Source organism: uncultured Mucilaginibacter sp. (assembly GCF_903913935.1).
Lineage (GTDB): Bacteria > Bacteroidota > Bacteroidia > Sphingobacteriales > Sphingobacteriaceae > Mucilaginibacter.
Window position 1 is genome coordinate 34,744 of the sequence record NZ_CAIWNH010000478.1, and the last position, 11,279, is coordinate 46,022.

The 11,279-nt window shown below is 42.7% G+C and carries 13 protein-coding genes; 5 read left to right on the forward strand and 8 right to left on the reverse strand.

All coding sequences use genetic code 11. The features are described 5' to 3' along the window. Positions 1–274 precede the first annotated feature (274 nt). Positions 275–1,114, forward strand: a complete 840-nt coding sequence (locus QZY09_RS19225; RefSeq protein ID WP_295674979.1) for a hypothetical protein — start codon at positions 275–277, stop codon at positions 1,112–1,114. A gap of 151 nt (positions 1,115–1,265) precedes the next feature. Here QZY09_RS19225 and QZY09_RS19230 read toward each other — a convergent pair whose 3' ends face one another. Continuing rightward, positions 1,266–1,982 carry a hypothetical protein gene (locus QZY09_RS19230; RefSeq protein WP_295674981.1) on the reverse strand — a complete coding sequence of 239 codons (717 nt, stop codon included), beginning with the start codon at positions 1,980–1,982 and terminating at the stop codon, positions 1,266–1,268. 54 nt (positions 1,983–2,036) lie between these two features. Between QZY09_RS19230 and QZY09_RS19235 the strand changes: the two genes are divergently transcribed. Next, positions 2,037–2,747, forward strand: a complete 711-nt coding sequence (locus QZY09_RS19235) for an SAM-dependent methyltransferase (protein ID WP_295674983.1) — start codon at positions 2,037–2,039, stop codon at positions 2,745–2,747. Between the two features lie 3 nt (positions 2,748–2,750). Next, positions 2,751–4,358, forward strand: a complete 1,608-nt coding sequence (locus QZY09_RS19240; protein WP_295674985.1) for an FAD-dependent monooxygenase — start codon at positions 2,751–2,753, stop codon at positions 4,356–4,358. Between the two features lie 71 nt (positions 4,359–4,429). Here QZY09_RS19240 and QZY09_RS19245 read toward each other — a convergent pair whose 3' ends face one another. Further along, positions 4,430–5,029 (reverse strand): tRNA-(ms[2]io[6]A)-hydroxylase, encoded by a 600-nt coding sequence (locus QZY09_RS19245; protein WP_295674987.1) that lies wholly within the window; start codon positions 5,027–5,029, stop codon positions 4,430–4,432. 377 nt (positions 5,030–5,406) lie between these two features. Here QZY09_RS19245 and QZY09_RS19250 point away from each other — a divergent pair, with 377 nt between their 5' ends. Further along, entirely contained in the window at positions 5,407–5,502 is a 96-nt protein-coding gene (locus tag QZY09_RS19250) for a four-helix bundle copper-binding protein (RefSeq protein ID WP_295675005.1), read from the forward strand. 80 nt (positions 5,503–5,582) lie between these two features. Here the strand turns inward: QZY09_RS19250 and nadD are convergent, their stop codons facing one another. The 3 genes from nadD to QZY09_RS19265 form a co-directional block, all read right to left on the reverse strand. Further along, positions 5,583–6,155 (reverse strand): nicotinate (nicotinamide) nucleotide adenylyltransferase, encoded by a 573-nt coding sequence (nadD, locus tag QZY09_RS19255; RefSeq protein WP_295674989.1) that lies wholly within the window; start codon positions 6,153–6,155, stop codon positions 5,583–5,585. Positions 6,156–6,255: 100 nt separating this feature from the next. Further along, entirely contained in the window at positions 6,256–6,834 is a 579-nt protein-coding gene (gene gmk, locus QZY09_RS19260; protein WP_295674992.1) for a guanylate kinase, read from the reverse strand. An 88-nt stretch (positions 6,835–6,922) separates the two neighbouring features. Further along, the gene (locus tag QZY09_RS19265; protein WP_295674994.1) at positions 6,923–7,798 is read right to left on the reverse strand and encodes a YicC/YloC family endoribonuclease; all 876 of its coding nucleotides are present in this window, start codon (positions 7,796–7,798) and stop codon (positions 6,923–6,925) included. 147 nt (positions 7,799–7,945) lie between these two features. Between QZY09_RS19265 and QZY09_RS19270 the strand changes: the two genes are divergently transcribed. Continuing rightward, the gene (locus tag QZY09_RS19270) at positions 7,946–8,725 is read left to right on the forward strand and encodes a hypothetical protein (RefSeq protein WP_295674996.1); all 780 of its coding nucleotides are present in this window, start codon (positions 7,946–7,948) and stop codon (positions 8,723–8,725) included. 146 nt (positions 8,726–8,871) lie between these two features. Here the strand turns inward: QZY09_RS19270 and rnc are convergent, their stop codons facing one another. Genes rnc through QZY09_RS19285 form a run of 3 tightly spaced genes read right to left on the reverse strand, consistent with a single transcriptional unit; the run spans position 8,872 to position 11,117 of the window. Continuing rightward, positions 8,872–9,597 carry a ribonuclease III gene (rnc, locus tag QZY09_RS19275; RefSeq protein ID WP_295674998.1) on the reverse strand — a complete coding sequence of 242 codons (726 nt, stop codon included), beginning with the start codon at positions 9,595–9,597 and terminating at the stop codon, positions 8,872–8,874. A 9-nt stretch (positions 9,598–9,606) separates the two neighbouring features. After that, on the reverse strand, positions 9,607–10,860 hold the full coding sequence (gene fabF / locus QZY09_RS19280) for a beta-ketoacyl-ACP synthase II (protein WP_295675000.1): 1,254 nt from the start codon (positions 10,858–10,860) through the stop codon (positions 9,607–9,609). A 20-nt stretch (positions 10,861–10,880) separates the two neighbouring features. Then, entirely contained in the window at positions 10,881–11,117 is a 237-nt protein-coding gene (locus tag QZY09_RS19285) for an acyl carrier protein (protein ID WP_031266521.1), read from the reverse strand. Positions 11,118–11,279 lie beyond the last annotated feature (162 nt).

Consider the following 11,279-nt stretch of genomic DNA (forward strand, 5'->3'; position numbering starts at 1 on the left):
TTTTGCCATTTTCCGTGAGATTTTACGTTTGTTCTAAGCAAATCTAATTAAAAATCCGCTAATTACCAAATTTTGGTTATTTTTTTGCGTACCATACTATGATGCCAGCAGGCTTTTATATGCTGCTGGTAAATCGCAGACTACCATTATCGAAAGCAGGCCGGTTGAAAACAACCATGGCGGTGCGCTTAATATATTTTATTTTTTTGCGTAAATTAGAACGGTATGAAAACCAAAAACATGAATTTTAAATAATAGGACTTAAAAAGCGAATATGAAAACATTACTGATCCCAGTTAATTTTTCAGGATCATCTGAAAATATCATACAATATGCAGCTGATTTTAGCTGTGATACGCATGTGGAGCGCATCATTTTACTGAAAAGTTTTTATGTTTCGATGTATACGCAATTACTGCCCGACGCGGATTTTGTGCAGTTAAGCGCGGACGAGATTGAGGGGGAAAAACAGGACGAGCTGGACAAATTAAAATCACTTGGGCAGCAATTGCTGAAAAAATGCCTGCCAACTATTAAAATAAAAACAGTGATCAGTGAACTTCCGTTGCTGCGGGCGGTACACCAGGTGCTGGGCGATGAGCAGGCCGATGTGGTTATGATAGGTACCGATAAAGCTTTATATGAAAATGACCCCTACATCAGCGAGCAGATCATCGCGATAGCTAAAACAAGCCCGCGGCCGGTAATGATCATCCCCAACCATATCCGGTATAAAAAGATGGAAGAAGCGGTTGTACCCTGCGATTTTACAGCGATCTCGCGCCTCAACGCTTTTAAAACCTACCGCGACCCTGCTAAATGGCTGCATCCCAAACTCCTGCTTTTAAATGTTGATGCGAAACATCAGCACCCTGAAGATGATTCCAAATTAACAAGCGGACTTAAAGATTTAATGGAGGGCTATGAATACCAGGTTTTTTATTCGGAAGATAAAGACACCGTGCATGGCATACTTGATTTCTCCCGTAAACACAACCCGCAACTCATCATTGCGCTGCCGGGCAAATACAGTTTCTTTTACAATTTAACGCACCGCAGCATTACCAAAGCCCTCACCCTTAATTCGGACAGGCCGGTGTTGATTTTGAAATAATGCGGATGTGCGGATGTGCAGATATGCAGATGTGCAAATGAAAAAATTGCGACAGGATATTAATCTTAATTTATAATTAGCGTATTAGCAAATTCAGTTCTAACCCATCAACAAATTTCCTCCATCTGCATATCTGCACATTTGCACATCCTCAAGCTGCATGGGAAATATATTTCACCAAACTTCTTTTTGCCACCGGCAGCAGGGTTTGTTCAAGCGGAAACGTAATATCGCTCTGCACATAATACACCGCCGGGTTGGGCAGGTATTTGTTTCTGCGGATCAGGTCGAGTTTGATGGCCTCCGGGGTTTTGGTAATGCTTTCTTCGTATGTTTCTAAAAACTGGATATTGATGCCCCGGTATTTATCGTCCTTATTCTCAAAAATGGTGATCTGGTACTCATAGATGCCGTGCGTTTTTTCTTTACCGTTGCGCAGCGAAAAGTAGCCATGGTAAGGCATCAGTGGTACAATGCCTACAGGATCAATTACCAGGCATTTTTCAACAAAATCATAAATTTCCTTACCGGTTTGTATGGCCGGGTCCATTTTTTGCATTGCATAGGTAATGATAAGTTCTATCTCGCGCATGGAACTGTCATCATCAACAATTTTTTGGTAGGTAAGCTTTACTGCTTCAATATCAGCCAGGGTTAAGCGCTGCGGAAATGCCTGCTGCAGCATGGTTTTGTTCTTTTTAAAATACAAAAGGTTATTAAAGTGGAAGATCAGGTCGGTAAGGTTGGGGTACAGCCTGCTTTTATCAAAATGACGGTTAATTTCCTGTAAATAATCCAGCAGGATGTATTTTTTATGCTCAAAATCGATCGATCCCTCAATAAACCAGTTTTTACTTAGCTCTTTCATTTTTACATTTCCTTTCAATAGCTTAAATTAAACAAAAAACAGCAATTTTGCAAGATGCCTTTAGGAACCCTTTATTTGATCCCCGTGCCGCTTGCCGATGAGGCCGCCGCCAAATCATTTACCCCATATTTAGTGGATACGATAAACCACATCAAAGAGTATATCGTTGAGAATGAAAAAACAGCGCGCCGGTTCCTGAAAGAAGCGGGATTGAAGACTCCGCAAAGCGAATTGCTGATCCATGATTACAGCAAACATAACCGCGAACTGGGCAAGGCCGAGTTTTTTAAAGGTTTGCAAACCGGCAAAGATGTTGGCCTGATGAGTGAAGCCGGCTGCCCCGGCATTGCCGACCCCGGTGCTGAGATTGTGGAGAAAGCCCACCGCATGGGCATTAAGGTAGTGCCGCTGGTGGGGCCAAGCTCCATCCTGCTGGCGCTGATGGCCTCGGGCTTTAACGGCCAAAGTTTTACATTCCACGGCTACCTGCCTATCGATAAGCTTTTACGCGCAAAAAAAATAAAAGAGCTGGAAAGTATTGCCGAACGGATAGACCAGACACAGATCTTTATCGAAACCCCGTTCCGCAATAATGTTTTGCTGGAGGAAATATTAAAAACAGCCAACCCAAAATCACGTTTGTGCATTGCCTGTGATCTGACCTCAGAAACTGAATTTGTTCAAACCAAAACCATTGCCGACTGGCAAAAGAAAGTGCCCGAACTGCATAAACGCCCGGCTATATTTTTATTATTTCATAAATGATAGGTGACCCTCAGTGAACTACATACCCCGGTATTGATCGTCGGCGCAGGGCCTTCGGGGTTGATGATGGCCGCGCAATTGCTCAGGTATGGTATTCAGCCTGTAATTATTGACAGTAAACAGGGGCCAACCGATGAATCAAAAGCCCTGGCGGTACAGGCCCGGTCGCTGGAGATCTACCGGCAGATGGGGCTTATTGACCGCGTGTTGGAAGGTGGCAAGGCGGCAGAGGGCCTTTCATTTACCCTGGATGGCAAAAAGGCGGCATCCCTTTCATTTAATAATGTTGGCGAAGGGCAAACGGCTTTTCCGTTTATTCATTTGTACCAGCAAAGCAAAAACGAAAAGCTGCTGCTCGATTTTTTAACACGCCATGTTTGCCCGGTTTACTGGGAAACCGATTTAGTTTCGCTTAAACAAACTGAAAAGAGTGTTGAAGTAAATCTTCAAAATTCCGGACATGCGATCACCTTAACTTGTGATTGGGTGATCGGCGCGGATGGCGCCCACAGCACCGTACGCAAACAATTGAACATCCCGTTTAGTGGTGATACCTATGCCCACGAGTTTTACCTGGCCGATGTTGAACTCCTGAATGAAGAAATAAACGATGGTTTTGTACATCTTTGCCTCGGCAAGCAGGGTTTTTCTGGATTTTTCCCGATGGCGGAGCCTAACCGATACCGCGTCATCGGCAACCTGCCGGTTATATTGGAAAAAAAAGAAGGCCTTCGGATTGAAGATGTGTTACCCTACCTGCAAAATGTTTCAGGTGTGCAGGTAAACGTCAAAAATAATTACTGGTTTACTACCTACCGCCTGCACCACCGCATGGCTGATAAATTCAGGGAGCAGCGATGCTTTTTAATTGGCGATGCGGCGCACATTCACTCGCCGGTAGGCGGCCAGGGCATGAACACCGGTTTGCAGGATGCCTATAACCTTGCCTGGAAGCTGGCCGGAGTAATAAACGGCCGTTTAAAACAACCCATCCTTGACAGTTATGCCGCTGAACGGATGCCCGTCGCCAAAACATTACTGAACACTACCGACAGGGTATTCAACATCGTGATGTCAAACAAATGGTATAGCCGGATATTTAAAACCTGGTTGATGCCATCGGTGTTGAAATTTGCATGGAACAACAAAGGCATCAGGGAAGAACTTTTTAAGCGTGTCTCGCAAATCAACATCAACTATCGCAATAGCGCCATTAGCCTGCAAATTAGTCAATCTACTAAAATAAAGGCCGGCGACCGGCTGCCTTATCTGAAAGTTTTTGATGAAAAAAAACAGGAGGAAACCGACCTGCACGAATGGTGCAGCAAGCCCGGCTTTACTTTTATTGTTTTGGGGAAACTGGCAGAGAGCGATCTTTTTATGCTTGCGAAATGGATCACGCAAAATTATCCGGCAACATTAAATTTCTTCTACCTGCCGCCATCTGCAAAAAACCTGCACGTTTTCGAGACCTTTGAAATTGATTCAAACCGTGTAAAGTCCCTCATCGTTCGCCCCGACATGCACATCGGCTTTATAAATGATAAGGTGGATATGGTTTTGACGGATAATTATTTGAGGAATATTGTTGGGTTCATGGTTCATAGTTGATGGTTCATGGCAACTGCAAATTTTGGATACCGATACGTTTTTTCCATGAACTATGAACCATCAACCATGAACTATCCATGTATCGTCTCCGCTTTTCCGTAATTTTGAATTACAATGGCTTCATAATCCAGGTATTGGTTCCAACGTGCGTCTACATCAATATCCCCGGCATGTTTTTTTGCCAGGCGGATAAACATGGCGTAATGAGTGGCTTCGCTGATCATCAGTTCATGATAAAATGCCGATAATGCCGCATCATTTATATTTTCGGATAAAACCTTAAAACGCTCGCAACTCCGGGCCTCGATCATTGCGGAGAAAAGTAAACGATCGATCAATTGCTCTGTCCGTCCGCCGCCGATAACAATGAATTTGCGCAGCTCGTTTACGTAATTATCCTTCCGTTCACGACCGAGCACAAAGCCCCGTTCTAGAATAATATCATGAACCCGTTTAAAATGGTCCATTTCTTCCTGTACCAGTTTGGCCATTTCCTGCACCAGATCTGACAGGTTTGGGTTTTGCACTATTAAAGTGATGGCGTTGCTCGCGGCTTTTTGCTCGCAAAAGGCATGGTCGGTTAAAAGCTCTTCAATATTGCTTTCCACCACATTCTTTACCCAAAGCGGGTCGGTAGGTAGTTGCAGTTTTAAGATGGTTTTTTCGCTCACCTTACAAAGGTAGTCGATATTCTGCTGGTTTTAAGCGCTGCAAAGGCTGTTTCTGCTATTGGAAATTCGATTTTTAAAACAAAACGCTTAATCACACCTTGTAATAAGTACACCAAACAAATTTTATTATGGAAAACCACGATCATAGTGCATTGATTCAAAAATTATTGAACTGTGCCCTTGCCTGCGAAAATTGCGCCACCGCCTGCCTTCATGAAAAAGAAATTGCGCTAATGGTGCGCTGTATTGCCATTGACAGAGATTGTGCCGATATATGTACACAGGCAGCGATGTTACTGAAGCGAAATTCCGAAATAGCTCATCAGTACCTCCTTTTATGCGAAGAAATCTGCCGTATTTGCGCCACCGAATGCGGCATGCACCAGCACGATCACTGCCAGCAATGTGCCGAAGCCTGTAGAGTATGCGCTGAGGCCTGCCATGAGCATCATCAGCCGATAACGCAAGATTAGTTAGGGGGTGATTGAGTTGGATGAGGTGATTAAGTTAATTATTTAACCTAATCAATTACAAACGTGATCAACCCAATCCACTACCTATACAAATGCTTAGCCTCTATAAACTCCAGCACAACATCCGGCACAAAATATTGCACATTTTTTTTCTGTGCGATGGATTGGCGGATAAATGTTGCTGAAAGCTCCATCAAGGGGGTCATCGTAATAGTTACAGACGGATGGGTAGCCAGGTCGGTGTTTTCATAACCCGGGCGGGGATAAACATAGATTTGATAATCGCGCAGGATCAGTTTGTAGTTTTTCCACTTGGGTAACGATACCAGGTTATCTGACCCCATAATGAGAGAGAACTCGTGCTGCGGGTATTTTTCTTTTAGATGGGTAAGCGTATCTATGGTATAGGAAGGTTGCGGTAACCTCAGTTCCACGTCACTTACTTCCAGTTTGGTAGAATTATCTGTCGCAAGTTTTGCCATTTCCAGCCGGTCGTAAGTATTGATCAGGTCGTGGTATTTTTTTAATGGATTTTGGGGCGATACTACCAGCCAAACCTTATCGAGGGTGGTATAGTTGGCCATATAATTTGCGATAATTAAATGGCCGACGTGTACAGGATTAAATGAACCGAATAGAAGACCGATTTTCATGTTTAGTTCATAGTTGATGGTTAATAGTTCATAGTAAAAATCAATTATTTACGGCAGGAGAAATAAGTAATACCAGATTGTACTGCGCAGCTGCCATGAACTATGAACCATGAACCATGAACTGCCTCACCAACTCCTCCGCCTCGCTGCAAGCCGTTTGAAGATCGTGATTTTTTAGGATAATATCAAATTCCGGCGCATAATTCAATTCTTTTTCTGCTTTTGCAAAACGCTCCTTTAATTTTTCAGGACTATCAGTACCACGGCCGGTTAATCGCTCAATAAGTACCTCCAGCGATGGCGGCTGTACAAATATGGCCAGCGCCTGTCCGTCGTATTTTCTTTTGAGGTGTAATCCGCCAATTACGTCGATATCAAAGATCACTGTTTTTCCTTCAGCCCAGATCCGTTCAATTTCGGTACGAAGGGTACCATAAAAAGTGCCGGTATATACTTCTTCAAATTCAACAAATTGTTTTTTTGCAATGCGGTGCAAAAATTCCTCTTTGCTGATAAAATAGTAATCTTTACCATGTTGTTCATCGCCGCGGGGCTTGCGGGTAGTTGCCGATACTGAAAACTCAAGCTGCGGTACTTTACCAAGCAAGTGCTGAACAATGGTTGTTTTACCTGCTCCTGATGGTGCCGAAAATATGATGAGTTTACCTTCCTGGTTCATGGTTCATAGTTCATGGTTCATAGTGTGGAGCATAGGATGATATTCGGCTTTTGCTTTCTACCATGAACCATGAACCATCAACTATGAACTACAATACGTTCAGTAGTTGTTCTTTAATTTTTTCCAATTCTTCTTTCATGCCTACTACCAGCTTTTGAATATTGGCATCATTGGCTTTTGAGCCCAGCGTATTTATTTCGCGGCCTATTTCCTGGGAGATGAAACCCAGTTTTTTGCCATTGGCATCGTCATTTTTTAACGTCTCAATAAAATAATCGCAATGCGCGTTCAGGCGGATCTTTTCTTCAGTAATATCAAGCTTGTCAATATAGTAGATCAGTTCCTGCTCAAAACGGTTCTGGTCGATGGCTTCGCGGCCAACGGCTTCGGCTAAAAACTGGTTTAAACGTTCCCTGATCACCGGAACCCGTTTAGGTTCTTCTATCTCAATCAGCGTAAGGTTTTTTAAGATGATGCCGATACGCATTTTTGTATCCTGCTCCAGTATCTTACCCTCATCTATCCTGAATTGCTGAAACGCTGCTAAAGCCTGTTTAAATGTTTTATCTGCTACTTTCCACTCCTCTTCCGAAACAGTTTCCTCGGCGTATTTAATCACTTCGGGTAAGCCGAGCGCTAATTCCAGTAAATTATTGGATTGCTCATTAAAATCAAGGCTAACTGCTTTTAATTGCTCATAATAGTGTTTAAGCAATTCTTTATCAATTCCGGCAGCTTTCACCGTCGAGTCGGCTTTTTCAACGTTGAAAGAAAGGTTTACTTTACCGCGTTCAATTTGCTTACTGCATTCATTACGCAACTGAAATTCTTTTTCGGTAAAAGATTTTGGCAGCCGCAGCGACAATTCCAGGAATTTACTATTGAGTGATTTTATCTCGACGGTATATTTTGTACTCCCGGAGTCAAAACTGGCAATTCCATAGCCGGTCATGGATTTTATCATACGCAAAGATAGGGATTTAGTCCGGAAGTTAAATCGGTGCCACTATCTATCTACGGCTTTTTTCTTTCGGACTTTTCCGACTTCTTTAACACTTTTTCACATTTGCTCTCAAATACTATCTTTAAGTTTGTACCTCAATTTATTAGCATGCGCATCGGCTGTTTATCCTTGTTTGTTTTATGCATATCCGCTTGTTTAAATGCCGGGGCGCAACAAATATTGACTATACGCGGCGTAACATCCAAGAAATTAAGCGGCGAAAGGGTTCCGCAGGTAGTGATCCATAATTTAAAAACAGGGGAGCTGATAATGAGCGATGAGCTGGGCTGGTTTACTATTAAAGCTGCTGTTGGCGATACCCTGCGTTTTACAAAAGATGATTTTACCGAACAAAAAATTGTTGTGCTGAACGGAAGCGATATGCCGGTTTATATGCAGCCGGTAATTAAACTGAACACCGTAACCGTACAGGGCGAATCAAAAAAACAGGAATTAAATGATGTTTTAAAGGATTATAACCGTAAAGGGGTTTATTATAACGGCGATCCGCCGCTATTGTCTGTTTTATTAAACCCGCTAAACGACCTGCACACGTGGTTTGGAAAGGATGCGGCCAATCTGCGCCGGTTTAAAAACTATACCAGGGCTGAATTGGAAGCATCGGCGGTTGACAGAAGGTATACCGTTGCCCTTGTAAAAAAGGTAACCAACGCCCCCGATACTACCGTGAAGAAGTTTATGGAGTATTACCGTCCCTCGTACGAAGATATTAAAGCCTGGAATGATTACGACCTGATGAAAAAAGTAAAAAAGAACTACGATTTTTACGTTCTGAATAAATTAAGGATAACGCAGCCCAAACCTGTTTTTACTACAACTAATAAATCCCTGGCGCCGGTCTCTTTGGATGATGGAACGATAAAATGAGAGGGATTTCTACTCGCTTTAGGATGGAAATAACGAACAATGAATTTCGAATAACGAACGCCGAAGTTTACTTCAAAATTCATTGTTCGGTGTTAAATATTACACCTTTTAAACCAATAATATTCTCTTTTAAGGGGGGGTAGGGGCTAAATTCCCAGCGTTTCGCAGGCTTTTTCGGCAGCCAGTTTTTCGGCATTCTTTTTATTGAACTCCTTGCCAAGGCCCATTACTTCACCGTCAATAATAGCCTGTACGGTAAATAATTTCACATTTTCACATTCCTCATTGCTGATCAGGTCAAACGCTATGTCCTTGCTGTGGCGCTGGCACCACTCTATCAGTTTGCTTTTGAAATTGGTTTCCGTCTGCTCCAGCGTGTGGATATCGATGTGTGATTTGATAATATGGTTCACCAGGAAGCTGCGGGTAAAATCGTAACCTTTATCCAGGTAAATAGCACCAACCAGGGCTTCAAACGCGTCGCCAAGTAATGATCCCTGCCTTGATGAGTTGAGCATCCGGCTATCATACTCAATCAGTTTATCAAAACCAAGTTTGCGGGCCAGTTGGTTAAGGTTAACACGACTAACTATCTTTGAACGTAATTCAGTTAAAAATCCCTCATCTTCATAAGGGTATAATTTAAAAAGCACCTCGGCAACAACGCTGCCCAAAACTGCGTCACCTAAAAATTCAAGCCTTTCATTACTGTTCTTTACGCCCTTTTTAACGTTTTGCGCTACCGATTTATGGCGGAACGCCATCTTGTAAAGCGACAAATTGCCGGGTACAAAACCCAGCAAGTTTTTTAAAACCTTTACGTATTTTCTATTGGGAGATATGTAGAGTTTGTAAAAACGACTTATAGGCATCCGGTTATTTTATTCTTCGTACTTTTTAAATATCACGGAAGCATTGTGTCCGCCGAACCCGAAACCGTTGCTTTGAGCAATATTTACTACTCTTTGTTGTGCCTTGTTAAAGGTAAAATTAATTTTAGGGTCGAAAGCCGGATCATCGGTAAAGTGGTTGATCGTTGGCGGTATCATATCATTTTTGATTGCCAATATAGCGGCAATAGCTTCAACCGCACCAGCAGCGCCTAATAAGTGCCCTGTCATTGATTTGGTGGAACTGATATTGATCCTGTAAACTTCATCACCATATACATCCTGGATCGCTTTAACTTCCTGCGGATCGCCGATTGGGGTCGACGTACCGTGAACGTTGACGTAGTCAATGTCGGCAGGGGTTATACCAGCATCCTGTAAGGCATGCCTCATTACCAGTGCAGCGCCAAGTCCTTCCGGATGCGGAGCAGTCATGTGGTAGGCATCGGCACTCATGCCGCCGCCAATCATTTCAGCATAAATTTTAGCACCCCTTGCTTTGGCGTGCTCCAATTCTTCTAAAATAATGGTTCCGGCGCCTTCACCCGCAACAAATCCATCGCGGTCAAGGTCAAACGGGCGCGAAGCCGTTGCAGGATCATCATTCCGGGTGGAAAGTGCATGCATAGCATTAAACCCGCCTATACCGGCTTCATTAATGATCGCTTCAGAACCGCCGCTGATAAACATATTCGCTTTACCCAAACGGATATAGTTAAATGAATCAATCAGCGAATTATTTGAGGAAGCGCAGGCAGAAACCGTCGAAAAATTTGGTCCGCGTAAACCATATTTGATAGAAATATGCCCGGGGGCGATATCCGCTATCATTTTTGGAATAAAGAAAGGATTAAAACGGGGAGAACCATCACCTCTGGCGAAGTTGGTTACCTCGTCTAAAAATGTTTTTAACCCTCCGATACCAGAACCCCAGATAACGCCTATACGGCTGGTATCCAGTGTAGCAAAATCAACCCCGGCGTCTTTTACGGCTTCTTCTGTAGAGAATAAGGCATACTGAACAAAGGGATCAAGTTTCCTGGCATCTTTTCTGCCTAAAAATCCATCCGCGTCAAAGTTTTTTACTTCGCACGCAAATTTGGTTTTGAACTTTTCGGTATCAAAACTTTTAATTAAGGCAGCGCCACTCACTCCATTGATCAACGATTCCCAGTATTCAGGAACAGTATTGCCAATCGGAGTAAGTGCTCCAAGCCCGGTTACAACAACTCTTTTAAACTCCATTTAATACAATTGGGGAGTTCTTATTTAACGTTTTTTTCAAGGTAAGCAACCGCTTGCCCTACAGTACCAATAGTTTCTGCCTGGTCATCAGGAATAGCTACGTTAAATTCTTTTTCAAACTCCATGATTAATTCCACGGTGTCCAACGAGTCAGCACCAAGATCATTGGTGAAGCTAGCTTCGGGTGTTACTTCACTTTCGTCAACACCTAATTTTTCTACGATAATAGCTTTTACTCTTGAAGCGATATCAGACATAGTCTTATAGTTTAATGATTAATAAAAAATTTGTGCAAAGGAAAAATAAATTCTGATAATTATCAAATCTAAAAACTTTTGTATAATCTGCAACAAAATTTTATTGCAAGAGTTTCGATTTGTACTTTTACCGCCGCAAAAGTAATGATTTTGAACAGGAAA

Bases quoted from the DNA above. Each gene is read 5' to 3' on its own strand.
- QZY09_RS19250 (WP_295675005.1), top strand. From the start codon at position 5,407: ATGCACCAGCACGATCACTGCCAGCAATGTGCCGAAGCCTGTAGAGTA.
- fabF (WP_295675000.1), bottom strand. From the start codon at position 10,860: ATGGAGTTTAAAAGAGTTGTTGTAACCGGGCTTGGAGCACTTACTCCG.
- QZY09_RS19225 (WP_295674979.1), top strand. From the start codon at position 275: ATGAAAACATTACTGATCCCAGTTAATTTTTCAGGATCATCTGAAAAT.
- QZY09_RS19235 (WP_295674983.1), top strand. From the start codon at position 2,037: ATGCCTTTAGGAACCCTTTATTTGATCCCCGTGCCGCTTGCCGATGAG.
- QZY09_RS19270 (WP_295674996.1), top strand. From the start codon at position 7,946: ATGCGCATCGGCTGTTTATCCTTGTTTGTTTTATGCATATCCGCTTGT.
- QZY09_RS19230 (WP_295674981.1), bottom strand. From the start codon at position 1,982: ATGAAAGAGCTAAGTAAAAACTGGTTTATTGAGGGATCGATCGATTTT.
- QZY09_RS19285 (WP_031266521.1), bottom strand. From the start codon at position 11,117: ATGTCTGATATCGCTTCAAGAGTAAAAGCTATTATCGTAGAAAAATTA.
- QZY09_RS19265 (WP_295674994.1), bottom strand. From the start codon at position 7,798: ATGATAAAATCCATGACCGGCTATGGAATTGCCAGTTTTGACTCCGGG.
- nadD (WP_295674989.1), bottom strand. From the start codon at position 6,155: ATGAAAATCGGTCTTCTATTCGGTTCATTTAATCCTGTACACGTCGGC.
- gmk (WP_295674992.1), bottom strand. From the start codon at position 6,834: ATGAACCAGGAAGGTAAACTCATCATATTTTCGGCACCATCAGGAGCA.
- rnc (WP_295674998.1), bottom strand. From the start codon at position 9,597: ATGCCTATAAGTCGTTTTTACAAACTCTACATATCTCCCAATAGAAAA.